The following is a 23570-nucleotide window of genomic DNA, read 5'->3' as shown; positions in this document are numbered from 1 at the left end:
ATGACCACGCCCTATCAAAGCCCCGACCATGACAACGAAGCAGCCGACTACGGGCGTGAGGCGGTCAGAACCGAGTACAAGTTTTCCCACGTGACTACCGGCCGTTACCTGCCAACACCGGGCAAGCCACCGGCGTGGCCGTTTGCCGACATCGGCAGCTGGATGATCGACCCCAACGCCAGCGCCGCCGATTGGCTCGACGAGCTCAAGGATTGGCGTCGCGAACACCTGGTGCGCATCGGCTACACCGATGTGAACTATCGCCGCCCTGAACTGCTGTGGGCGCAGCGCAACTTCGTGCATGCGCAGATGATGGTCGAAGACCGGTATTTCTTCGATGCCGCGACCGGCCAGTACACGGTCGACCGCTACCTGGACGATGTGACGGCACGCTACGGCGGGCTGGATTCGGTCCTGATCTGGTACATCTACCCCAACATCGGCATCGACGACCGCAATCAGTTCGACCTGGCCCACGACATGCCCGGTGGCCTGGACGGTCTCAGGACTGCCGTGCAGGCGTTCCAGAAGCGCGGGGTGAAGGTATTCCTGCCCGCCAAACCCTGGGATCACGGCACCCGCGACCCGGGCGTGAGCCATTGGGACGGGCTGGCCGACATCGTCAAGGCGGTCGGCGCCGATGGCATCAACGGTGACACGTTCAACGGCGTGCCCCGCGCTTTCTTCGACGCCTGCGATGCCCGCGGCAACCCGGTGGTGGTGCAGCCCGAGTCCACCATCAGTTCAGAAGAACAGCTGATCTGGAACGTGCAGAGCTGGGGCAAAAAGGCGCCCGATGGTCCGGTGCCGCCGGTGTCCAAGTGGAAGTGGCTGGAGCCGCGGCACATGGTCAACTACGAGAACCGCTGGGGACGCAACCGCAATCACGACCTGCAGTACTGCTTCTTCAACGGCATCGGCTACAACGCGTGGGAGAACATCTGGGGCGTCTGGAACCCGTTCACCCAGCGCGATGGCGAAGCCCTGCGCCGGATCGCCACGCTCTACCGCCGGTTCCCGCAGCTGGTGGTGTCGATGGCGTGGGAGCCGTACCAGGTTTGCCTGCAGGGGGGCATCTTTGCCAGCCGGTTCCCCGTCGACGGCCTGACCCTGCATACCCTGATCAACCGCAACGAGTACGCGGTGGACGGTGAACAGATCGCGCTGCGACATGTCGAGGGCACGCAGTACTTCGACGTGTGGCACGGCCGAGCCCTGGCGCCGCGGGTCATCGACGACCTGGCCTACATCGAGGTGCCACTGGAGGCGCGCGGGTTCGGTGCGCTGCTGAGTGTGGCCGCCGGCACCACGGTGGAGGGCCTGGATACGTTCCTGGCCGCCACCGCAGCGGGCGCGCAGCGGCCGCTCAACGCCTTCTCGGGTACCTGGGCGGCAATTCCACAACAGCTGCTGGAGATCGCGGACACGCCCGCGCAGGCCAATGCGCCGGCCGGCATGGTGACGATCCCGGCCGGCGAATTCCTGTTCAAGGTCGGTGGCATCGAGATTGAAGGCTTCACCTGGGCGGGTCTGGATTTCCAGTACCCGTGGGAGGACTGCGCGCGCCGTCACCATCGCCGCCGCATGACACTGCGTGCATTCCATATCGACCGTTACCCGGTCACCCATGCCGCGTTCAAGACGTTCCTGGATGACAGTGGCTACCAACCGGCGGACACGCACAACTTCCTGGCCGACTGGAAGGACGGCGCGCCGCGTGCGGGCTGGGACAACAAGCCGGTTACCTGGGTGTCGATCGAAGACGCGCGTGCCTACGCTGCATGGGCCGGCAAACGCCTGCCGCATGAGTGGGAATGGCAGTACGCCGCGCAGGGCACCGACGAACGCGCCTATCCGTGGGGCAACGATTGGGACCCGGCACGCATGCCGCGGGTCAACCGCGGTCGCCGCCTGACCCCGCCTGCGGATGTCGATGCGCATCCGCAGGGGGCCAGCCCGTTCGGGGTGGAGGACCTGGTCGGCAACGTATGGCAGTGGACCGACGAATTCAGTGACGCGCACACGCGCGCGGCGGTGTTGCGCGGCGGCAGCAGCTACCAGCCGCAGACCTCGCATTGGTACTTCCCGCAGGCCTACCGTCTGGACCAGCACGGCAAGTACCTGTTGATGGGGCCGTCCAAAGACCGCTCCGGCACGGTCGGCTTCCGCTGCGTGGTGGATGCGGCATGAACCGTCTGCATCGCGCCGCACGCGGCATGGCCCTGGTCGCGCCGCAGCAGGTCACGCTGCACGGTGTGCTCGGCGAGGCGTTGGCCGCCAATCGTCGTGGTCGGCTGAGCACGTTCATCGTCGATGAGCACAGTGCGGCGATCCGTATTTTCAGCCAATCCCACAAGCAGCAGAACCAGGAAGGCGACTGGTACGGTGAACACGCCGGCAAGTGGCTGTCGGCCACCGCACGCGCAGTGGCACAGGGCGGGCAGCCGCAACTGCAGGCCGCGTTGCGCGGTGTCGCCGACTGGCTGATCAGCCAGCAGGACGAAGACGGTTACCTGGGCACCTACGCCGCACCGCGCCGCTTCACCGTGCCGCAGCCGCCCACGCCGGAAAGCTGGAATGGCGAACCGGCGCTGCGCACCTGGGACGTCTGGACCCACAGCTATCTGATCCTGGGTTTCCTGGAAACCTGGCGTGCGCTGGGAGACGACGCCTACCTGCAGGCCGCACGCCGGATTGCCGATCTGTGCTGGCAGGCGCTGGAGTCGGGGATCGACATCACCACGCTGGGCAACCACCACGGGATGTCGGCCACGGTGCTGCTGGACCCGGCAGCCGATCTGTACCTGGCCACCGGCGAGCCACGCTATCTGGCCCTGGCCGAACGCATCGTGCAGCAGGCCAATGCGAATCCGCGCCTGGCGCTGCTCGACAAGGCCCTCGCCGGCGAGGATGCGGCCTTCATCGCCACCGGCAAGGCCTATCAGCTGAGCTGGAATCTGGTGGGGCTGGCCAAGCTGTACAAGGCCACCGGGCGCGACGACTACCGCCTGGCCGTGGACGCGCTGTGGCACAGCATCCGCGACCGGCATCTCACCCTGGGAGGAGGGCCGTGGGGGGGCGTGGCGCATCGCTCGCGCGAGGTGTTCAATGCCCCCGGCACCTTCTTCCCGCAGGCCTACGTGGAGACCTGTTCGGTGCTGGCGTGGATGCAGCTCAACCGCGAGCTGTTGGCCATCAGCGGCCACGCGCGCTACGCCGACGAGCTTGAACGCAGCGCCTACAACGACCTGATGGCGGCAATGGCGCCCAATGGCGAGGACTGGTGCTATTACACCTACCCCAACGGTAAACGTGTGCACACCACGTACTGGCGCTGCTGCAAATCCAGTGGTGCGATGGCGGTGGAAGAGCTGCCACAGGTTGCTTATGGCACGGCCGCCGACGGTGGGCTGCGGGTGAACCTGTACGGTCCCGGGCAGGCCACGCTGGTGCATGCCGACGCCGGCAACGTAACCCTGCAGCAGGCCACCCGTTACCCCTTCGACGGCCGGATCACCATTACGGTCGGCCCCGAACGCCGCGCGACGTTCAGCATCGGGGTGCGGATGCCGGGCTGGGCCGAGGCGGTGGATATTGAGGTCAACGGACACCGGCAACCGGCGACAATCGGTGCCGATGGATACATTTCCCTGCAGCGCACCTGGCAGGCCGGCGACATCATCGATGTGTCCCTGCCGATGCAGCCGCGGCTGCACCGTGCGGCCAACATCAACCTGCAGCAATCCCGTGCGCCCGACGGTTCGCCGGTGGTGCAGGAGGTGCTGCGCTGGGAGTATGTGGGCGTGAGCTACGGTCCACTGGTGTATGCCACCGGCTTGATCGACGGCTACAAGACCGAGGAGACCGTGCGCTTGCCGGAGGGGCCCGCAGCGCACTGGCTGGCAGTGGGCGAGGACCTGGGTGAAGGCGCCACGATCACCCTGCAGCTGCACGGCCGTGCGCCGCTCCCGTTCGAGCCCTACTACCGTTGCGGCGGCCGGGACCACGGCAGTTGGCGCCTGACCTGGCTGTCGCTGGCACCCACGGACTGAGATCGCGGCCGACGCCGTCGCAGCGTGTTTTTTGTCCACGCAGAACATACCCCTGCGATCTGTTTCTTCTGGAAGGCCAGGAGGAAACTGCAATCAAGGAATCGAGTGCATTGACCATGACCGCAAGCAACAGACTGTCTCCCTTTGCGATCGCCCGCCGGGAGGGCGCCACCGGGCCGCTGAGCGGCATCCGCGTGCTGGACCTGAGCGCCTATATCGCCGGCCCGTATGGCTGCACGCTGCTGGCCGACCAGGGCGCGGAGGTCATCAAGGTGGAGCCGCCGGTGGGCGACAACCTGCGCCGGTATCCCTCCACCCTGGAAGCGGAAAGCCGGGCCTTCCTCGGCGTGAACCGCTCCAAGCGCGGCGTGGTGCTTGACCTGAAGCAACCGGACCAGCGCGCGGTGCTGATGCGCCTGGTCTGTGAGGCGGACGTGCTGGTGCACAACTTCCGGCCCAGCGTGCCCGCCCGCCTGGGGATCGATTTCGACAGCCTGCACAAGCTCAATCCGCGACTGGTGTACTGCTCGGTCACCGGCTACGGCGAGCAGGGGCCGCTCAAGGACAAGGCCGGTTACGACCAGGTGCTGCAGACCATGACCGGCATGTGCACCATGCAGGGCAAAGCAGGGGGCGCGCCGGAGATCCTGTATGGCTCGGTGGTCGATTACTACGCCGCCGCGCTGGTGGCCGCAGGGGTATCCTCGGCACTGTATGAGCGCGAGCGCAGCGGGGAGGGGCAGTTCGTCGGCGTGTCGCTGTTGCGCAGCGCGCTGACCATGCAGTCCGCGCGCATGGTATGGGCCGAGGACGAGCCGTCGGCAGTGGGCCGGGACATGCGCTCGGGCGGCGTCACCGGCATCCATCCCACCGCCGACGGCTACCTGTATCTCTCCGCCAACACCCCGCGTTTCTGGCAGGCGCTGTGCGAGAAAACCGGTTTGCCGCACTTGGCCGCCGATGCGCGCTACGACAGCGTGCGCAAGCGCGCCACGCAGGCCAATGACCTGCTGCCGCAGCTGCATGCCGCGCTGGCCACGCGCAGTGCGCTGGCGTGGGAGGCCTTGTTTGGGGAAGAGGTGCCGTGCGCGGCCGCCCGCAAGGTCGAGGACATGTTCGACCACCCGCAGGTGCTGGCCGAAAACATGATCGGCGCGCTGCAGCATCCGCTGCTCGGCAGCTACCGCGGCATCACCCGCCCGATCGTGTTCGGCCGAACCCCGGGCCCGGAGCCGTTCGCCGCGCCGGTCTTCGACCAGGACACTGCTGCGGTGAGCGCGCTGCTGGAACCGTTGGCGGAGGATTGACGGGAGCGACGACCGCATGGCGTGATTTCCCAACCGGTCTTCGTTTCCGATGGTGAAGGCCCACTTCCAATTTCGGTCGGTTGCCTGTCCAGCATCCCATCGCCTTTTCGACCAGCGAATGTCGGGCGGGTGAATCTCTCAAGAAGCCACGGGCCCAGCCGATATGGCTTCCTGTATCCCGCTATCTGGAATGTTGGACATGGACGATCTGATGCAGTGCCCGATGTGTTTTGGCCCCGTCCCGCGTGGCGCTGTGGTATGCCGCGGGTGCCAGGCGCGCATCGAGTACGGGATCCCGCCTTGGACGCTGGTGATGCTCTTCCTGCTGTCGCTGACGTTCGGGGTCTGGGTTGGCGCCGTTCTCGCCGGTTGGCTGGGATGGGTCAGCTTTTTCCTTCTGCTTTCCGTAGGCGGCGCATGCCTGAACGGTCTATTCCGGAATCGGGTCGTGTTTCGATTGAACCACTGATCGCGTGACAGCCCGGCACGATACGCGCAGAGCCGCCCACAGCCCGTCGCCGTTGTTGGTGGGCTTGTTCACCGACCAGCTGACGGGATAGGCCTCCATCAGCGAGAGGACCCGCGCTGCCGGGATTGCACCAGCAGTCCGGTACCGGCGATGAGGCTGGCCAGGATGACCAGCATGGACAGCGGCAGATGGAACTCATCGTGGCCAGCTGCTGCGAACCCCAGGTGGATTGCAGCGGTGGCAACCCCTACGGCGCCGCATAGGGCGGCGTAGGCGCGTGCGCTGGGACGGGATAGCAGAACCTGGCGGTAGCCATGCAGCAGGGCGCCAACGGCAAGCAGGTTGAACACCAGGAAGCCTTGTACTCCGCCGGGCACATGGAACATCTTCCATTCCTGCCAGAAGGCTGCATCTATTTGGTGCAGGATCAAGGCCAGGAGTGTTGCCAGATACCAACGTTCCACGCTGCACCCCCTCAATATAGGACGGCAATTTTAGCCATTTGCAGGCTGCAACAGCAGCTTGCCCACGAGCAGGGGGGCAAGGCAGGCGGGCTCACGGATCGGGGGTCTGGACGAATCGGCGGTACTCTGCGGTCCAATAAAAAAGGCCGGAACCCCTGTTTCTGCAGGGTTTCCGGCCTTCTTCGTGCCCGTTCGGGCTGATGTTTGGTGGAGCCAAGGAGGATCGAACTCCTGACCTCGTCGATGCGAACGACGCGCTCTCCCAGCTGAGCTATGGCCCCAGGGTGGTACCGCCCTAGTCTAGCGCTGCCGGATGGCGGCTGCCAAGAGGGTCGGGCTCAACGTGCGGGCGCGGCAGCCGACGTCCTGCGCGGCAAGGGCGCCAGCAGCGCCTTGTCCAGCTTCGCGGCTACGCCGACACTGCGCCCGGCCAGGTTGGCCACCACGAACTGCACCGAACTGCCCATCACCTGGGCGGTCTCGGACAGGTCCAGGCCGTAATCCTGCTCCAGCCACTGCGCCATGCCGGCGGTGGCCGCGCGCAGCGCATCGTCCAGGGAACCGGCCTGGCCGAGCACCATCAAGTGGGTGGCCGACTCCACGCGCGGCGCGGACAGCAGCTTGGACTTGATCACTTCCACGCGCACCTCCACGTCCATCGAGGTTTCCAGCGCGTACTGCGAGGTCTCGCCGTCGCCCTGCCGGGCGTGCGCATCGCCGAGGTAGAGCAGGGCACCGGGCTGGTAGACGGGCAGGTACACGGTGGCCCCTTCGCGGATTTCATTGAAGTCCATGTTGCCGCCGAAGCGGCCGGTGTCGCCGGTGGAGATGGGCGCGTCGCCGAAGCCGGGGGCGACCGCCAGGCCGCCCAGCATCGGCTGCAGCGGGACACGGAAATCCTTGAGCCGGGCGCTGGGCTGCTCGATCTGGGCCACCCCGCGCGTGCGGTCCAGGCGCCAGCGCACCGGCTTGCCCAACGCGGTGGCCTTGGCCGCCAGGGCCGGGGTCAGCGCACGGCCGACGATACTGTCCAGGCTGTCGGCGTGATCGCGGTTCAAGCGCAGCTTCACGATATGCACGGCCAGTTGGTCGCCCGGCTCGGCATCCATCACGTAGAACGGGCCGGTCTGCGGGTTGCCGAACAGGGCGCGGGTCTTGTTGTGCGCGTCCACGCCACCGGAGTCCACGGTGGTGGTGCGGATGCTGTCGCCCGGCCAGACGGTCAGGACCGGGGTACGGTGCGGCGAGAAGGCGTTGGCATAGTCGGTCGGCACGAAGTCGTATTGGCGCGGGCCACCGGCGGGGCGCTCGGGCAGCCGCCGGGCGGTGAAGGGGTGCTCGGCGCGCTCACCGGGAATGTTGGAATCGGGGTAGTCGGCGTTGCCGCGCAACCCGTCGGTGGTCTGCTCGGCGCGGAAGCGGTAGATCGCGCCATCGCTGCCGGTCACGGTGAAGCGCAGTTCGCGGCCGTCGCGTTGGCCCTGCAGCGGGTCGCCATCGAAGCGACCGACCAGGGCGCCGTCGGTGTCGGGAACACTGAGCAGCTGGTAGGCCGGGTTGCCCCATAGGTCGGTGGTGACCAGGTACTTCACCTCGGCGGCATGGGCGAAGGGGGCGGATGCCAGCAGGGCCAGCGGAGCAAGCAGGCAACGGCGCATGGAGGGGGTCTTGAGTGGGCAGAGCCTCAGAGTCTGCATCGCCGCCGGGGCCGGGCAAGTGCCGAAGTGCCTCCCCGCCGATGGCGATGGGCGACGGCACCGGCTCTTCCGGGCTGCGCACGGGCCGGGCATAATTCGCGCCACGACGCCCGGCAGCCTGCCATCCGGTCAGGGGCGGGGACGGACGGCCGTCCCCCGCAGCTCCCTGCAACCCGCTTGAAACATCCACGCAATACCGTGCTGCATCGCTGCGAAAACAGCGGTGCTGCTGTTGTTTTCCCGCGTGCACCGCGCACGCCACCCTGATCAGTACTGCCCGAGACCCTTGCATGCCTGTCCATCGCACCACCTCCGTGTTCACGCGTTCCCTTTCCCGCCACCCCGTTGCCCTGCCGCGCCGCCACGCGCTGGCGCTGGCCTGCGCCACCGCCGCGCTGTTCGGCCTGGCCGGCACCGCCATGGCGCAGGACGCCGCACCGGCCAGCCCGACCGCGCTGGACGCGATCACCGTGACCGCCGACCACCGCGAGCGCAACCTGCAGGAAGTGCCGGTCTCGGTCGGCGTGGTGCAGGGCGAGCGCATGCGCGAATACACCGCCGGTGGCGATGACACGCTGCTGGCGCTGTCGGGCAAGGTGCCCAGCTTCTACGCCGAAACCACCACCGGGCGCATCTTCCCGCGCTTCTACATCCGTGGCCTGGGCAATATCGATTTCTACCTGGGTGCCTCGCAGCCGGTGTCGATCATCCAGGACGACGTGGTGCTGGAACACGTGGTGCTGAAGTCCAATCCGGTCTACGACGTGGACCAGATCGAAGTGCTGCGCGGCCCGCAGGGCACGCTGTTCGGCCGCAACACCACCGCCGGTATCGTCAAGTTCGACACCATCAAGCCGAGCCAGGAGTACAACGGCCGCGTGCAGGCCAGCTATGGCAGCTACGGCAGCGTGGCGGTGGACGGCGGCTTCGGCGGCCCGATCAACGATATCGCCTCGTTCCGCGTGTCGGCGCTGTACCAGCACCGCGATGACTACGTCGACAACACCTACACCGGCCCCAGCGCCGATGGCACGGTGTCGCCCAAGAAGAACGCGATGGGCGGTTTCGACGACCGCAACGTGCGCGCGCAGCTGCTGCTGCAGCCCAGCGACAACTTCTCGCTGTTGGCCTCGGCGCATGCGCGCGACTACAGCGGTACCTCCACGCTGTTCCTGCGCAATGCCATCACCAAGGGCTCCAACAAGACCGACGTGGCGCGCGACCGCGTGGCCTACGACGAAGCCGACAACAACCCGCAGGCCTACAAGACCTACGGTGGCTCGCTCAAGGCGATCTACGACTTCGGCAACATCTCGCTGACCTCGATCACCGCCTACGAAACCACCTCCGGCTACAGCCGCGGTGATACCGATGGCGGCGCGGCGGTGAACTTCCCGGTCAACGGCGTGCCCAACGGTTACGGCCAGTCGATGGGCCAGATTCGTGATCTGGACCAGTGGACCCAGGAGTTCCGCCTGGCCAATGGCGATGACAACCGCCTGAAGTGGCAGGTCGGCGCGTTCTACTTCGACGGCCGCGACACCACCGATTTCTACCAGCGCGCCTACTTCCTGCAGGGCAACGCACGCAACCCGAACAACTGGGTGCGGCTGCGCAACGTCAACACGTCCTGGGCCGGTTTCGGCCAGCTCAGCTACGACGTGACCGACAAGTTCACCCTGACCGCCGGCCTGCGCCAGACCAAGGACGAGAAGAAGACCCGCCTGGTCAAGAGTGCCGATACCGCCGCCGGCCTGGTGACCTACAAGGGCCGCACGTACGTGGAGATGTCCGATACCACGCCGAGCTGGGACCTGAGCGCGATGTATGCGTTCAACCCGCAGTTCAGCGTGTACGCGCGCGTTGCCCGCGGCTTCCGTGGCCCGACCATCCAGGGCCGTTCGGCCGTGTTCAACGCCGACTTCACCACCGCCGATTCGGAAACCATTCTGTCCTGGGAAGCCGGCATCAAGAGCAGCCTGTGGGACAACCGCCTGCGCCTGAATGCCGCCGCGTTCACCTACACCGTCAACGACATCCAGCTCAACGGCAACGACTCCAACGGCAACGGCGTGCTGTTCAACGCCGACAAGGCCAAGGCCTACGGCCTGGAAGCGGACATGGAGCTGCGCCCGATCCCGAACCTGAGCCTGAGCGCCGGCGTCAGCCTGCTGCACAGCGAAATCCAGGACGACCGCGTGTATGCACAGGTCTGCGCGCTGAACGGCGCGGTGGTGTGCACGGTGAACGACCCGACCATCAAGGTCGGTGCCAACACCTTCGCCCAGATCAACGGCAACCCGCTGCCGAACGCGCCGAAGTACAACATCAACCTGGCCGCGCGTTATGACGTGCCGGTCAACGACAGCGATGTGTTCTTCGTCTCCACCGACTGGAACAAGCAGGGCTACACCAGCTTCGTGCTGTACGACTCGGCCGAGTTCAACTCCAAGGGCAGCTTCGAAGGCGGCCTGAAGCTGGGTTATTCGGGCAACTACGGTGCGTGGGAAGTGGCGCTGTTCGCGCGCAACATCACCAACGAGAAGAACCTCAAGGGTGTGATCGAGAACTACATGGCCGCGGTCTACAACGAGCCGCGCACCGTGGGTGTTTCGCTGAACCTCAACTGGCAGTAATCGAGGTTGGCCGGCGCTGCGCAGTGCAGCGCCGGCTCACCACGTGGAAACGAAAACGCCCCGCAATTGCGGGGCGTTCTTGTTTGTCAGACCGCTTACTTGGCGGCTGCGGCAGGTGCCGGCGCAGCGGCGGGAGCGAGGTCGGCGAACAACCCACCGAGCACGCCCATCGTGGCCTGGTCGGCGCCCATGTCTTCAGCCGCATTGGCGATGGCGATCACGCCGTTGTTCTGGCCCGGGAACAGCACCACCCAAGCGAGCCAGTTGCCATCCGAGCCACCGTGCACCAGCACGGGGCCCTGGCGGCCGGCGATGGACGGCTGCACACCCCAGTCCAGCCCGGACGGGCTGCCCGGCTGGGCGGTCTGCATCAGCGCGTAGGACGCGGGGGAGAGCAGTTTGCCCTTGCCCTGGCTGCCAGCGAGCTGATCGATCGCGAACAGCGCCAGGTCCTGCAGGCGCATGTGCAGGTTGCCGGCGGCGGTGTACAGCGGCGGCACGCCGTCGTCGGACTTGCGCGGTGCCTGGGTGACCGGCTTGCCGGCACGGTGGCCCAGCGGTTGGCCGGCCGGGGTGGGACCGAAGCCGGCACCGGTCATGCCCAGCGGGGTGAAGACTTCGCGCTGCATCAGCGTTTCAATGGTCTGGCCGGTGGCACGTTCGGCGACCACCGCGGCGATCAGGAAGCCGGTGTTGCTGTAACCGAACTCGCCGCCGGGCGCATGCACCGGGGCTTCGGTCAGCGCGGTCTTGATGTAGGCCTCGCGCTGCACCGGCAGCGGGCGGGCGTCGGTGAAGAACGCATCCAGCGTGGCGGTGTCGGTGAGGTTCTCCGGCAGCCCGGCGCGATGCGACAGCAGCTGCACCAGGGTGACGTCACGGTAGGCCGGCTGCATCGTGGCGCTCAGGTCGGGCAGCATCGCCGACAGCGGGGTATCCCAGGCCAGCACCTTCTGTTCGACCAGGCGCGCGATCAAGGCGACGGTGATCGGCTTGCCGGTCGAGCCGATCATCCACATGTCATCCACCGTGGCGACCGTCTTGGCATCGTTGCGGCGCACGCCGTGCACGGCCTGCTCGGCGATCTTGCCATCGCGGATCACCAGTACGCCCATCGCCGGGGTGGCATTGCCCTGCAGGGCCTGCTGCAGTTTCGGGGCGAGCGTGTCGGCCGCGCCCGCGGTGGCTGCACAGAGCAGCAGGGCCGCGCCCAGGCAATGGCGCAGGGCGGAAACAACGGTCCTTCGTGTTGCGGTCTGGCGCATGGGAGTCCTTGCGAAGTGGGGCGAACGGTGCGTTCGACCCACTCTTGCATGCGCGTGGCAAAGACGGAATGTGTCTGCAGTCATGTATCGGAGCGTGGTGGTGCGCCGCCGTTGCGGTGAGGTAGTCAGCGTGTCGGGCAGAGGCTTGATGCGGTTCGCCGGGCCGGTGGCCGCCAAACCTCTTCGCCGTCCTTGTCGTCGCCTTCGTAGAACGTAATGCGTCCCTCCGCGTCGCGGTGCAGGGTGGGGCTGAAGGTGATGGCGTCGATGTCGGTGCCCTGGCCGATGAAATGCATTTCACCGCCGCAGACGAAGTTGGAATCCGGCGCCTGCCCCAGCGCCGCGCAGTTCAGCGGGGAGGACTCCGCGCGTATTACCGGTTTTACCCGAAGCTGGATCACGCCCCGGTCGGCAAGCTCGCAGAAGTAGTCGGCGATGGTGCTGCGCATCTCGGCCTGCGAGGGCATCCATGCCGGGCAGCTGTACGCATCGCCCTGGCAACTGCTGGCGGGTGCCGTGGACGCCGGCGGCGTGGCGGTTGTCGCAGTCGCCGAGCAGTAGGGCATCAGCGATGCCGCAAGGGTGAACAGCAGGCGCGTCGTGATGGGCATGGATATCCTGGAATCAGTTGAAGTCGTGATCGTCACCCCGCGCGTCCGCATCGGCGCTTACCGGGTAGCCGTGTGCGAGCAGTGCGCGGACCCACGGTGGTGACGTCAGTTCTTCCAGTGCGCAGGTCAGCACCTGTGACAGATACAGCGGACGGGCATCGAGCCACTCCAGGTAGGCGCTGCCCTGCATCACCTCGCGCAGCGCGTCGTGGTCGTGCCAGTGTTTGGAGGGCAACAACGCGAAGCCGCCGTGCCGGAACAGACGATCGCGGTCTGCGGTGCTGAGGCGCAGCGGGAAACAGACCATCGTTCCGCGCTCGTAGGCCAGGCGCACGTCACCGTTGGAAGCCGATGCCATGGCATCGCGGCTGACGTCCAGCCGGGTGTCGATCAGATCCAGCGTGCCGCCAGCCGCGAAGTAGCCGTGCATCAGTGCATGCGGGTGCAGGGTCAAGGCCAGCCGCTCAACGCTGTCGGCGTCGCCGTTGCCTTCCATTACCTGCGCGGCCAGGGCGAGGTAATGCACCGAGCAGTCCAGATCCAACCCGCTGGCCAGTACCGCGTAGGCGTTGAGCAGCGCGGCCGGAGCCACGACGTGGCCGTGGTCGGCCGCATCGGCCACCTGCCGGGCGTGGGCGATGAAACGCACGCCACCCTGATCGTCCTTGAACAGGGCGCGGTACTGCGCCGGTGCCTGCAGCAGCGCAATCGCTGCATCCAGGTCGGCGGTGGCCAATGCGTCGTGCATCTGGGTTTCGGTCAACATCAGGTATCCATGCGCTCAGAGCGCCTGCACATCGAGGTGGTCCGGCACGGTGTCCAACCCGAACGTGAGCTGCCAGCTGCGCAGATCCACGCGCTCGCGGTCGCGGCCCTGCTGTCGCGCCGCACGACTGGCACCGAACAGCTTGCCCTGGCCATCGATCAACGGGCGCAGGCGTTGCACGTCGTCGTTATCCGGCTCGGCCTCGGCGGTGCGCTCCAGCCAGACTTTGGCCAGGAAGGCGTTGGCGGGTACGCCGTTGCCGAAGTGGAACACGTCGGCCAGGAATCCGGCGGCCCAGGCCTGGGTGGCGGTATCGCCGCGCCACCACAGGGGGCCGAGCAGGTCGAACACGGCTTCCTGTTTGTCGGTGTCGTTGTCGTCCTGGTAGAGCAATACGGCGAGGTTCTTGTGCGCCGGCCGCCACACCCGCTCGTGCGGCGCAGCCTGGTCCACGCAGCGGCGATACAGCGCACGTATCTGCTGGCGCAGTGCTGGATCGGGACTATGTTCGAAGGTGCCGCTGAGTTGCCAGGCGTAGTTGTAGGTGGCCACCAGATCGCCCGCGGCGATGGCGCGTTCGGTCCAGACCGTGGCTTGGGCCGGGTCGATGAAATCGGGCGCGTCGCTGCCGGCAATGCGCCCGTTGTAGAGGTCGACCAGGGTGGCCATCGAACCGGCGTCGCCAGCCTCGGCCAGTTGCACCAGCAGCTGGTGGCCGGCCTCGGGGCTGACGTCACTGAACAGGTTCGCGGCCAGGGTCGACAGGTTCAGTTCCTCGTCGTCGGCATGGGCCAGTGCGCGCTGCAGGTGCTGCTGGCCGAGCGGCACGTCGACCGGGAAGCCGAACAGGCCGAACTGGCGGGCGGCGGCCAGCCAGCCCAATGCATGGGCGCTGTCTGTGCAGGCTTCGGTCTGTGCCAGTACCTGCGCGAACAACGCATCTGCTCCCTCGATCCGCGCGAACAGCGCGCAGGCTTCCAGCGTGGTCAGGCCCTCGTCGAGCACCGTGAACGGATCCAGCGCGAAGGCCTCGGCCAGGCAGTCACGGGCATGCGCCATGCGCGCAGCATTCCAGTGGACCTCGTTCTCCTGTGGCTCGTGGCGGCCCAGTTGATAGTCCAGCGTGGCCCGCCAGCAGAGCACCTGCGCGCGGGTTTCCGGGTCCAGGTGCAGGTCGAGCAGGGCCGCGTAGGCGTGCTCGTGCCGGTCAATCGCCTCGGCGTCGTCGACGTCGGGCTGGAACCACAGCCAGTCGCGCTCCTTGCTGACACGCAGGCGGTTGCGCTGCGCCAGATTCAGGCGTGCACCGTGGGGGCCTTCGATGAAGGACTGCATCAAGGCGTGGCTGCCACCCCAGCGCGGGTAGAGGTAGTACAGGAAGGTCTCGAGCAGGTCGATGTCGTCCGCGCGCAGCGCCAGCGCCTGTTCCAGCCAGTAGTCGGCGCTGTATTGGAGTTCTTCTTCGCTGCGCCGGGCCAGTCGTTCGGGAAGGGCCGGCAACGCCTCCAGCGGCGTGCCGTAGGGCGCAAGCAGTGCAACGGCCGCGGCGAATGCGGCCGGGTCCTGCTGCTGTTGCGCGGCGTACAGCTCGGCCCGCCCGCCGCGTTGCAGCTGCTGCAGCCAGCGGGGTTCGCCCAGGTAGCAGGTGAGGCGCAGGATCCGGCCGAGTACGAACGCCGGGCGGGGATGCCGGGCGATCGCCTGCAACCAGGCGGCGAGGGCGTGGTCGCGGGCCAGGCTGGCCGCGGCCCATTGGGTTTCGTTGATCAGGTCAGCGGTATCGCTGCTGCGGATGCAGCCGGCGGTGGTGTCCCACAACGTGCCCAGCACGGCCCACGGGTGCGGGCTGTGCGGATGATGCGCGCACCACTGTTCGGCCTGGCGCAGGCGCGCCGGCAGCGCGTGCGTGGGGTCGAGCAGTGTATTGAGCAACCAGCCGTAGCCGAAACGCGCCGGGCCACCGGCCAGCCAACGCTGCTCGACCTCATCGAGCAGGCGATCCACGTCCGCGTAGCGTTCCTGTTGCAGGGCGTCGCGCGCGGACTGGCGCAGCGTGAGCGCTGCGGAAACGGGATCGTGCATGGAACAACGTCCTTGTAGTAGGGCAATCGCACATTTTAGGCAATTGCCCCGCAGCGTGGGCCAGCAACGGCCCACGCTGTCGCACGCAAACGGCTCAGGCCGCCGGCAGCAACGGCTGCAGGTGCGGTTCCAGCTCGCGCTGCCGCCAGCCGGACAATGCCGCGGGCCACTGGCGGCTTTCCAGATAGCTTTCCAGGTGCTTGCGCGACGCCAGCACACCGTCGGGCAGGCCGAGTTCGGCGGTACGCGCGCTGACCGCATCCTGCAGGCGCTTCAAGGCCTGCTTGTTGCTGTCATTGGCCGGCAGTGCCAGCGGCGCATCGGCTTCGTCGTCCAGCGGGGTCTGCAAGGCCTGCCAGACCGCGTCGGCCAGCTTGCGCGGCGCCTTGGGGAAGTCCTCCATCAGCTTGCCCAGCGCGTCGACATCGGCTGGCGGGGTGCGCGCGAGCACGGCGGCCAGTTCGTTGTCCAGGATCCAGCTGCGCGGTTTGTCGCTGGCGCGTGCCTGCACGTCGCGCCAGCGCAGCAGGCGCAGCAGGCGCCGTTGTGCGGCGGCATCCATGAACTGCGCCGAGCGCATGGCCACGTGCGGCCAACGGTCTTCGTCATTCTCGACGCTGGCCAACAGGCGCTCGGCATCGTCCTGCAACCACTGGCGACGACCGCGCTCGCCCAGTTCATGGTCGATGGCGTCGTGCAGGGTGAACAGATATTCGACATCGTCGGCGGCGTATTCCAGCTGTGCCTCCGACAACGGCCGGCGCATCCAGTCCGAGCGCGTCTCGCCCTTGGCCAGGGTGACCCCGGTGATGGCGGTGACCAGCTTCTGGTAGCCCATGCCGCCGCCGATACCGGCCAGCGCCGCGCCGATCTGGGTGTCGAACAGCGGCCGCGGCAGCACGCCGCAGGCGACCTTGAAGGTCACCAGGTCTTCGCTGGCGCTGTGCATGATCTTCAGGATCGAGGTGTCGGCCAGCCAGGGCGCCAGCGCCTCGGTCATGCCGGGGATCAGCGGGTCGATCAGCAGGATCTCCTCGCCGACCGCCATCTGCACCAGGGCCAGCTGCGGCCAGTAGGTGCGTTCGCGGATGAATTCGGTGTCCAGCCCGATGCGGGCGGGGCGCTGGCGGTAGCGCTCGTCCAGTTCCGCCGGGGTTTTGATCCAATAAGCCACGTGGGTTCCGTCAACTGCAGGGGTTTGCTCAGGTGAGGGAGAATAGCCTAACGTCGATGCGGCCCAGGCCGTGGATGGATCAAGGAACCTGATGTTGTCTACCCCAGCCCCCCAGCGGCTGTTGCCGATCGTACTGCTGACCGCGCTGTTGGCGGGCCTGGGCGCCTGTTCGCCGACGTCCGCGCCGACGCCGGCGCCCGCACCCGAGGCGCCGACCCGGGCTGCGCCTGCCGCGGCCGCTCCCGTCACGCCTGCTGCGCAGGCCAAGCCGGCCCAGGTGACCATTGGCGGCGAAGACGCCGCCGAGACCGTGCAGCGCTGGCAGCCGCCGCTGGTGGCCATCGCCGACGACGGCGTGGCCCAGGCCCGGCGGCGTGCCGCGCAGGCCTTCGAGGAAGGGCGCCTGTACGCGGGGGCCGATGACGCGATTCCGATCTGGCTGGCCCTGTTGCAGCGCGATGGCAAGGACCGTCAGGCCCTGGCCGGCATCAAGCGGGCCCGCCAGCGGTTGCTGGATGACGCCGCTGCGCTGCTGGTGCGGCCCTTGAAGCAGCGTGAAGCGGTGGCCCAGGCCGGCGAAATGGCGTTGGTGCTGCTGACCCTGGCCCCGGACGATGCGCGGGTGCGCCAGCTGCAGTCGAAGGTGGAGATCGCGCAACGCGCCATCGCCTACAACCGGGCCGGCGAAGAGGATCTGCGCGCCGACCGGATCGGCGAAGACGGCGACGGCGCCATCCCCAACTTCCGTGAAGCGTTGGCGCTGGACCCGGCCAACGCGCGGGCCCGGCAGGGCCTGGCGGCGGCCGAAAGCGCGCTGATCCGGCGTGCCGAGAACGCCGCGCGCAGTGCCGATTTCGCCAGTGCCGGTACCTGGCTCGCCGAAGCGGCCAAGGTGCGCGATTCCGCCGCAACCGTGGCCGATGCGTTCGAACGGATCGAACAGATCCGCAGCGAGACCCTGGCCCGTCTGCGTGACGAGGGCCTGCGCGATCTGGCCAGCCCGCAGGGGCTCAAGGCCGCCCGTGAAAAACTGGAAGATGCGCTGCGCATCGCGCTGCCCGGCGATGCAGTGGTGGGGCAGTTGCGTGAGCGTATCGAGCTGGTGACCCACTACGGCAGCTTCCGGCCGCGCCAGGTGTTCAGCGATGCGCTGCGCGATGGCGGGCGCGGGCCGCGCATGATCGTGGTGCCGCACGGCGGCTTCCAGATGGGCGCCAGTGACAGCGAGCCCGGTGCCAGCGATGCCGAGAAACCCGCGCACTACGTGCGTTTCGAGCGTGGTTTTGCGTTGTCGATCACTGAAGTGACGGTGGCCGATTTCGGGCGGTTCGTGCAGGCCACCAAGGCGCGCACCCGGGCCACGCGGCGCGGCCACTCCATCGTGTATGACGAGCGCAGTGGCAATTTCACGCGTCGCAATGGTGCGGACTGGCAAACGGACTACGTCGGTGCAAAGGCGATTGCCAACGCACCGGTGATGCACGTGAGCGTGCGCGATGCTGAAAATTACGCGGTCTGGCTGTCCGAACAGACCGGCCGTTCGTATCGCCTGCCCAGCGAGGCCGAGTTCGAATACGTACTGCGCGCCGGCAGCAGTGGCCGCTATCCATGGGGCGATGCAGGCACACCGCCGCCGCTTTCGGGCAACTTCACCGGTGCCGAGGACGTGTCGCCAAGCGGGCGGCATTGGTTCAATGCCTTCGTCGGTTATGGCGATGGCTATTGGGGGCCGGCGCCGGTGGCCAGCTTCGAGCCCAATGCCTGGGGCGTGCATGACGTGGCCGGCAACCTCAGCGAATGGGTGGCCGACTGCTGGCATGCCAGCTATCGGCGCGCACCGGCCGATGGTCTGGCCTGGTTCAACCCGGGCTGCCGGCAGCGGGTGATCCGCGGCGGCAACTGGGCCAACGCCCCCGAACAGACCCGCGCGGCCTGGCGCCAGTCGCAGGATTCGGACAGCACCAGCGCCCGGATCGGCTTCCGTCTGGTCCGCGGCATCTGAGCCGGGCCGGCACTCACCTCAAATCCCGCCGCACCCCCTAAGATGGCGCCGTGCCGGCCACGGGTGCGCCGGTCCAGCGAGGAACCTGCAACATGCGCAATGATCCCTTCGGCGGCCAACAGCAGGCGCGGACCCGGCGGCCCGGATTGCTCGGCAACATCCGCTGGTGGGTGCTGCTGGCGTTCGCCGGCTATGCGGCGTTCTACTGGTTCTCCAACCGCTCGGTGGACCCCTATACCGGCGAAAGCGTGCTGATCGACAGCTCGCTCGACGCCAACCAGGAAAAGGCGCTGGGCCTGCAGGCCTATCAGGAGATCCTGCAGCAGGAGCGGCCGCTGGATCCCAATGCGCCGCAGTCCCGCCAGATCCAGGACATCGCCCGGCGACTGATCGCCAAGGTGGATGTGGTTGAAACTGCCTTGGCCAAGGAACACGGGCAGGAGCCGAAGCACTTCTCGCGCGAATTCGAGTGGGAAGTCAACGTGATTCCGTCCGAGCAGGCCAATGCGTTCTGCCTGCCCGGCGGCAAAATGGCGGTCTACACCGGGTTGATTCCAGTGGCGCGCACGCAGGATGCGATGGCGGTGGTGATGGGCCATGAGATCGCGCATGCGCTGTTGCGGCATGGCGCGCAGCGGATGGCGCAGCAGAAGCTCACCCAGATCGGGCAGATGGCCGGTGCCGCCAGCGGCATGGACCCGCAGCAGCAACAGATGATGATGTCGGCGATGGGCTACGGCTACCTGCTGCCGTATGCGCGCAGCCACGAAACCCAGGCCGATGAAGTGGGCCTGATGCTGGCCGCCGCCGCGTGTTTCGATCCGCGCGAAGCGGTGCCGTTGTGGGAGCGCATGGGCCAGGCCAGTGGTGGTCAGGCACCGCCGGAATTCTCTTCGACACACCCCAACCCGGGCACCCGCATCCAGAACCTGCAGGCGCTGATGCCCAAGGCGATGGAGTACCGCGCGCGGTTCTGCGAAAGCGCGCGTTCCTGACGCCGGGGATTACCGGGCGGGTTTGGGCTCGCTTACAGTCACGGCGATGTCGCCGTCGCCAACGCGCGCCTTGAGCGCATCGCCGGGGCGCACCTGCAGCGGCGAACGCACCAGACTGCCGTCGTCTTCGCGGGTGAGGATGGCGTAGCCACGGGCAACGGTGGCCAGTGGGCTCACCGCTTCCATCGAACGGGCCAGGCCGCGCAGGCGCAGGCTGTCGCGCTGCAGTTGGCGGGCCATGGCGCCGTCGGCACGCGGCTGCAGGCGCTCCAGGCGCTCGCGGAGTGCCTCCAGGCGTCGCTGCGGATGGCCATTGCGCAACACCATGGCGGCGTGGCGCAGCTGGGCCAGGCGGCGCTCGTGCTGCTGTCGCCACACGCCGGCCAGGCGCCGTGCGAGGTCCTGCTGGCGGCGCTGCAGCAACTGCAGGCGCGATTGCGGACTCTGTGCGTTCAAGCGCAGCAGGGCGCGGTCGGCGCGCTGCATGGCCTGGCCCAGATGGTGCCGTTGCAGCTGGGCCAGCCGCGCATCCAGCCGGCGCACATGCAGCAGCAGGTCGCGCTGGTCGGGTACCAGCAGTTCGGCGGCGATCGAGGGTGTGGCGGCACGCAGGTCGGCAGCGAAGTCGGCCAGGCTGAAGTCGGTTTCGTGGCCTACCGCCGACACCACCGGGGTGTGGCTCGCCGCGATCGCGCGGGTCAGGTGTTCATCGTTGAACGCCCACAGGTCTTCCATCGAACCGCCGCCACGGGTCAGCAGGATCACGTCGTAACGGCCGCTGGCATCGGCGGCGCGCAACAGCGAGGTGATCTGTGGCGCGGCGCTGTCGCCCTGGACGAGGCTGGGCAGCAGGTCCACTTCCAGCATCGGGAAGCGGCGCTCGAGCACGCTGAGCACGTCGCGCACCGCCGCGCCGGTAGGGGAGGTGATCACCGCCAGCCGCCGCACATGGGCAGGCAGCGGGCGCTTGCGCTCCGGGGCGAACAGGCCTTCGGCCTCCAGCCGCGCCTTGAGCTGCTCATAGGCGCGGCGCAGTGCGCCTTCGCCGGCCTCTTCCATGTGGTCGAGCACCATCTGGTACTCGCCGCGGGCTTCGTACAGGGTCAGCCGGCCGCGCGCGAGTACGCGCATGCCTTCGCGCGGCACGAACTTCAGCCACTGGCTCTTCGGCTTGAACAGGGCCGCGCGGATCTGCGCACGGGCATCCTTCAAGGTGAAATACATATGGCCCGACGCCGGCCGGGTGACGCTGCCGAGTTCGGCCTCCACCCAGATCATCGGGAAGCTGCCTTCCAGCAGGTCGCGGGCCAGGATGTTGAGCTGGCTGGGCGTGAGAATCTGCGCGGTGCGGTCCATGGAAGGGTCAAACGGTACGAACGGGCGCCCATGGTCGCACGTCAGGGTGAACGCATCACCCCGCGTCGCTGCGCCGCTGGTGCTGCTGCAGCGCCCACTGCACATGCTCACGCACCAGCGCCGAGGGATGCTCCCGGCGGGCGTGCAGCGCGGCCAGGGTGTCGTGATGGGTGGGCGCGTTGCCCAGCGCCACGGCGATGTTGCGCAGCCAGCGTTCATGCCCGCTGCGGCGGATCGGGCTGCCTTCGGTGCGGCGCAGGAACTCGTCTTCGTCCCAGCCGAACAGTTGCGCCAGCGAGGCGGTGTCGAGGTCGTTGCGTGCGCGGAAATCCGGCTCGTCGGTGCGCCGCGCGAACTTGTTCCAGGGGCATACCAGCTGGCAGTCGTCGCAGCCGTAGATGCGGTTGCCCAGCAGCGGGCGCATGTCCTCGGGAATGGCCCCGTCGTGTTCGATGGTGAGATAGGAAATGCAGCGGCGCGCGTCCAGCCGCTGCGGGCCGATGATCGCCTGGGTCGGGCACACGTCGATGCAGCGCGTGCAGGTACCGCAATGCGCGCTGGCCGGGGTATCCACCGGCAACGGCAGGTCGATGTAGATTTCGCCCAGGAAGAACCAGGAACCGCCCTGGCGGTCGATCAGGCAAGTGTGTTTGCCGATCCAGCCCAGCCCGGCGTTGCGCGCGAGGGCACGCTCCAGCACCGGTGCGGAATCGACGAACACGCGGTAGCCGAACGGGCCGATCTCGGCGGCGATGCTGTCGGCGAATTTCTGCAGCCGGTTGCGCATCAGCTTGTGGTAATCGCGGCCGAGCGCATAGCGCGCCACGTAGGCGCGATCGCCATCGTGCAGGGTGTCCCACGCCTGCGCGTCGTCCTTGTGGCCGTAATCCATGCCTACCGAAATCACCCGCACGGTGCCGGGCAGCAGCTCGGCCGGGCGCGCACGCATCGTGCCGTGGCGCGCCATCCAGTCCATCGTGCCGTACAGGCCTTTGCCGAGCCAGTCGGCCAGGTGCGCCTCGTCCTCGCCCAGGTCGATGCCGGACACGCCGCAGCGCTGGAAGCCGTGCGTGCGCGCAATGGCGCGCACGCGCTCGGCGGCACGGGCCAGGTGGACAGGAGCAGGGAGCGGAACAGCGGACATGGCCGGAGCGGAAAGCCTGGGGAAAGAGTGCGGCAGGGCGGGGCCGGGGGTGACAAGTATAGAATCCCGGCATGTCAGAGCTTGCTGAACTGTTCGATAGTGCTGCCGCGCGCCGGATCGATGCCCAGGCCAGCACGCTGCTGGGCGATGCCGGCGCGGCGCTGATGGCGCAGGCCGGTACGGCCGCCTGGCAGCTGCTGCTGGAGCGCTGGCCGCAGGCGCAGCGGCTGTGCGTGGTGGTCGGGGCCGGCAACAACGGCGGTGACGGCTATGTGCTGGCCCGGCTGGCCCGCTCGGCCGGGCGAACGGTGCATGTGCTGCGATTGGCCGACGATGCCCCTGCCACCGCGTTGGCACAGGATGCGCAGGCCGGATTCAGTGCCGCCGGCGGCACCGCGCAGGTTTTCGATGGCCATCTGCCGGGCTGCGAGGTGATCGTCGATGCGCTGTTTGGGATCGGCCTGAATCGCGCGCCCGACGGTGACGCGGCGCAGCTGATCACGGCGATCAACCAGGCCGGGGTGCCGGTGCTGTCACTGGATGTGCCCAGCGGCATTGATGCCGGTAGCGGGGCTGCACCGGGTGTGGCCGTGCATGCCAGCGTGACCCTGCAGTTCATCGTGCGCCACCAGGGCCTGTATACCGGCGCGGCGCTGGAACACGTGGGTGGCCGGCGTCTGGCGGCGCTGCGCCTGCCTGCCGACGCGGCTGCGGGGGTGCTGCCCAGCGCCACGCTGTGGCAACCCGCGCAGCTGCAGGCACACCTGCCGCCACGCCGCGCCAATACCCACAAGGGCGAATCCGGCCACGTGCTGTGTGTGGGAGGCAACCTGGGCAGTGGCGGCGCGGTGATGTTGGCCAGTGAAGCGGCGCTGCGTGCCGGTGCCGGCCTGGTCAGCGTGGCCACCCAGGCCGCGCATGTGGCGCCGTTGCTGGCGCGCCTGCCCGAGGCAATGGCGCATGCGGTGGCCGATGCGCAGGACCTGCGCACGCTGCTGCCGCGCGCGAAGGTGATCGCGATCGGTCCGGGCCTGGGTCAGGACGACTGGGCGCATGAACTGTGGCGCCAGGTGTTGGCCAGCGGCAAGCCGCTGGTGATCGATGCCGACGCCCTGAACCTGCTGGCCGCCGCGCCGCAGCCGCTGCACGACGCGATCCTCACCCCGCATCCGGGCGAGGCCGCGCGCCTGCTCGGGGTGGACACCGCGCAGATCCAGGCCGACCGCTACGCCGCGGCGCGCGCGCTGGCCGAACGTTTCCATGCGGTGGTGGTGCTCAAGGGCGCCGGCACCATCATCGCCGCACCGCACGCGCGGCCGCGGGTGATCACCGCCGGCAACCCCGGCATGGCTGTGGGTGGCATGGGCGACCTGCTCACCGGCGTGATCGCCGCCCTGCGCGCGCAGGGGCTGGACGCCTTCGACGCGGCCAGCTGCGGCGCGTTGCTGCACAGCCTGGCCGGCGACGACGCCGCCAGCGAGGGCCAGCGTGGCCTGCTTCCCACCGACCTGCTGGTGCCGCTGCGCCGGCGGGTCAATCCGGACCGTTGA

Annotated in this window: 17 protein-coding genes and 1 tRNA gene; 8 read left to right on the top strand and 10 right to left on the bottom strand. The window is 67.9% G+C overall.

What is annotated here, in order from left to right:
* From AC3IPM_RS12880 to AC3IPM_RS12865, 4 genes are all read left to right on the top strand, one after another.
* Positions 1 to 2190, top strand: a complete 2190-nt coding sequence (locus AC3IPM_RS12880; protein WP_489300286.1) for a formylglycine-generating enzyme family protein — start codon at positions 1 to 3, stop codon at positions 2188 to 2190.
* Positions 2187 to 4052, top strand: a complete 1866-nt coding sequence (locus tag AC3IPM_RS12875) for a glycoside hydrolase family 127 protein (RefSeq protein ID WP_489300285.1) — start codon at positions 2187 to 2189, stop codon at positions 4050 to 4052. The genes AC3IPM_RS12880 and AC3IPM_RS12875 overlap by 4 nt, the downstream gene beginning before the upstream one ends.
* A 116-nt stretch (positions 4053 to 4168) precedes the next feature.
* Positions 4169 to 5359, top strand: a complete 1191-nt coding sequence (locus tag AC3IPM_RS12870) for a CaiB/BaiF CoA transferase family protein (RefSeq protein ID WP_489304137.1) — start codon at positions 4169 to 4171, stop codon at positions 5357 to 5359.
* Positions 5360 to 5558: 199 nt separating this feature from the next.
* The gene (locus tag AC3IPM_RS12865; protein WP_489300283.1) at positions 5559 to 5828 is read left to right on the top strand and encodes a hypothetical protein; all 270 of its coding nucleotides are present in this window, start codon (positions 5559 to 5561) and stop codon (positions 5826 to 5828) included.
* A 98-nt stretch (positions 5829 to 5926) separates the two neighbouring features.
* Here the strand turns inward: AC3IPM_RS12865 and AC3IPM_RS12860 are convergent, their stop codons facing one another.
* The 3 genes from AC3IPM_RS12860 to AC3IPM_RS12850 all read right to left on the bottom strand — a co-directional run bounded on the left by AC3IPM_RS12860 (position 5927) and on the right by AC3IPM_RS12850 (position 7950).
* Positions 5927 to 6292: a DUF6713 family protein gene (locus AC3IPM_RS12860; RefSeq protein ID WP_489300281.1), complete on the bottom strand. Its 366-nt coding sequence runs from the start codon at positions 6290 to 6292 to the stop codon at positions 5927 to 5929.
* 205 nt (positions 6293 to 6497) lie between these two features.
* Positions 6498 to 6573, bottom strand: a tRNA-Ala gene (locus AC3IPM_RS12855).
* Positions 6574 to 6630: 57 nt separating this feature from the next.
* Positions 6631 to 7950, bottom strand: a complete 1320-nt coding sequence (locus AC3IPM_RS12850) for an acetamidase/formamidase family protein (protein WP_489300280.1) — start codon at positions 7948 to 7950, stop codon at positions 6631 to 6633.
* Positions 7951 to 8279: 329 nt separating this feature from the next.
* Here AC3IPM_RS12850 and AC3IPM_RS12845 point away from each other — a divergent pair, with 329 nt between their 5' ends.
* On the top strand, positions 8280 to 10625 hold the full coding sequence (locus AC3IPM_RS12845; RefSeq protein WP_489300278.1) for a TonB-dependent receptor: 2346 nt from the start codon (positions 8280 to 8282) through the stop codon (positions 10623 to 10625).
* Positions 10626 to 10720: 95 nt separating this feature from the next.
* On the opposite strand, the gene AC3IPM_RS12840 is transcribed toward AC3IPM_RS12845, so the two are convergent.
* From AC3IPM_RS12840 to rnd, 5 genes are all read right to left on the bottom strand, one after another.
* A complete protein-coding gene (locus AC3IPM_RS12840) occupies positions 10721 to 11890 on the bottom strand; it encodes a serine hydrolase domain-containing protein (protein ID WP_489300277.1) in 1170 nt (389 codons plus the stop codon).
* 125 nt (positions 11891 to 12015) lie between these two features.
* Entirely contained in the window at positions 12016 to 12501 is a 486-nt protein-coding gene (locus AC3IPM_RS12835) for a hypothetical protein (RefSeq protein WP_489300276.1), read from the bottom strand.
* Between the two features lie 13 nt (positions 12502 to 12514).
* Positions 12515 to 13267, bottom strand: coding sequence for a hypothetical protein (locus tag AC3IPM_RS12830; protein ID WP_489300275.1), 753 nt, complete (start codon positions 13265 to 13267; stop codon positions 12515 to 12517).
* A gap of 15 nt (positions 13268 to 13282) precedes the next feature.
* Positions 13283 to 15349 carry a DUF4034 domain-containing protein gene (locus tag AC3IPM_RS12825; protein ID WP_489300274.1) on the bottom strand — a complete coding sequence of 689 codons (2067 nt, stop codon included), beginning with the start codon at positions 15347 to 15349 and terminating at the stop codon, positions 13283 to 13285.
* Between the two features lie 94 nt (positions 15350 to 15443).
* A complete protein-coding gene (gene rnd / locus AC3IPM_RS12820; RefSeq protein WP_489300273.1) occupies positions 15444 to 16523 on the bottom strand; it encodes a ribonuclease D in 1080 nt (359 codons plus the stop codon).
* A gap of 91 nt (positions 16524 to 16614) precedes the next feature.
* On the opposite strand from rnd, the gene AC3IPM_RS12815 reads away from it, so the two are divergent.
* Positions 16615 to 18525: a formylglycine-generating enzyme family protein gene (locus AC3IPM_RS12815; RefSeq protein ID WP_489300271.1), complete on the top strand. Its 1911-nt coding sequence runs from the start codon at positions 16615 to 16617 to the stop codon at positions 18523 to 18525.
* A gap of 92 nt (positions 18526 to 18617) precedes the next feature.
* A complete protein-coding gene (locus tag AC3IPM_RS12810; protein WP_489300270.1) occupies positions 18618 to 19520 on the top strand; it encodes a M48 family metallopeptidase in 903 nt (300 codons plus the stop codon).
* A 9-nt stretch (positions 19521 to 19529) separates the two neighbouring features.
* On the opposite strand, the gene xseA is transcribed toward AC3IPM_RS12810, so the two are convergent.
* Both xseA and queG read right to left on the bottom strand, forming a co-directional pair.
* Positions 19530 to 20876 carry an exodeoxyribonuclease VII large subunit gene (gene xseA / locus AC3IPM_RS12805; RefSeq protein ID WP_489300269.1) on the bottom strand — a complete coding sequence of 449 codons (1347 nt, stop codon included), beginning with the start codon at positions 20874 to 20876 and terminating at the stop codon, positions 19530 to 19532.
* 55 nt (positions 20877 to 20931) lie between these two features.
* Positions 20932 to 22020: a tRNA epoxyqueuosine(34) reductase QueG gene (gene queG, locus AC3IPM_RS12800; protein ID WP_489300267.1), complete on the bottom strand. Its 1089-nt coding sequence runs from the start codon at positions 22018 to 22020 to the stop codon at positions 20932 to 20934.
* Between the two features lie 71 nt (positions 22021 to 22091).
* Here queG and AC3IPM_RS12795 point away from each other — a divergent pair, with 71 nt between their 5' ends.
* Entirely contained in the window at positions 22092 to 23570 is a 1479-nt protein-coding gene (locus tag AC3IPM_RS12795) for an NAD(P)H-hydrate dehydratase (protein ID WP_489300266.1), read from the top strand.

This window comes from Stenotrophomonas sp. GL_111 (genome assembly GCF_057835245.1).
Note: the sequence above shows the minus strand (reverse complement) of the source record. Positions and strands in the feature narration are given on the sequence as shown.

Excerpts from the sequence above, each read along its gene's own strand:
- AC3IPM_RS12880 (WP_489300286.1), top strand. The coding sequence starts at position 1 with ATGACCACGCCCTATCAAAGCCCCGACCATGACAACGAAGCAGCCGAC.
- AC3IPM_RS12875 (WP_489300285.1), top strand. The coding sequence starts at position 2,187 with ATGAACCGTCTGCATCGCGCCGCACGCGGCATGGCCCTGGTCGCGCCG.
- AC3IPM_RS12870 (WP_489304137.1), top strand. The coding sequence starts at position 4,169 with ATGACCGCAAGCAACAGACTGTCTCCCTTTGCGATCGCCCGCCGGGAG.
- AC3IPM_RS12865 (WP_489300283.1), top strand. The coding sequence starts at position 5,559 with ATGGACGATCTGATGCAGTGCCCGATGTGTTTTGGCCCCGTCCCGCGT.
- AC3IPM_RS12850 (WP_489300280.1), bottom strand. The coding sequence starts at position 7,950 with ATGCGCCGTTGCCTGCTTGCTCCGCTGGCCCTGCTGGCATCCGCCCCC.
- AC3IPM_RS12845 (WP_489300278.1), top strand. The coding sequence starts at position 8,280 with ATGCCTGTCCATCGCACCACCTCCGTGTTCACGCGTTCCCTTTCCCGC.
- AC3IPM_RS12840 (WP_489300277.1), bottom strand. The coding sequence starts at position 11,890 with ATGCGCCAGACCGCAACACGAAGGACCGTTGTTTCCGCCCTGCGCCAT.
- AC3IPM_RS12835 (WP_489300276.1), bottom strand. The coding sequence starts at position 12,501 with ATGCCCATCACGACGCGCCTGCTGTTCACCCTTGCGGCATCGCTGATG.
- AC3IPM_RS12830 (WP_489300275.1), bottom strand. The coding sequence starts at position 13,267 with ATGTTGACCGAAACCCAGATGCACGACGCATTGGCCACCGCCGACCTG.
- AC3IPM_RS12825 (WP_489300274.1), bottom strand. The coding sequence starts at position 15,349 with ATGCACGATCCCGTTTCCGCAGCGCTCACGCTGCGCCAGTCCGCGCGC.
- AC3IPM_RS12815 (WP_489300271.1), top strand. The coding sequence starts at position 16,615 with ATGTTGTCTACCCCAGCCCCCCAGCGGCTGTTGCCGATCGTACTGCTG.
- AC3IPM_RS12810 (WP_489300270.1), top strand. The coding sequence starts at position 18,618 with ATGCGCAATGATCCCTTCGGCGGCCAACAGCAGGCGCGGACCCGGCGG.
- xseA (WP_489300269.1), bottom strand. The coding sequence starts at position 20,876 with ATGGACCGCACCGCGCAGATTCTCACGCCCAGCCAGCTCAACATCCTG.
- queG (WP_489300267.1), bottom strand. The coding sequence starts at position 22,020 with ATGTCCGCTGTTCCGCTCCCTGCTCCTGTCCACCTGGCCCGTGCCGCC.
- AC3IPM_RS12795 (WP_489300266.1), top strand. The coding sequence starts at position 22,092 with ATGTCAGAGCTTGCTGAACTGTTCGATAGTGCTGCCGCGCGCCGGATC.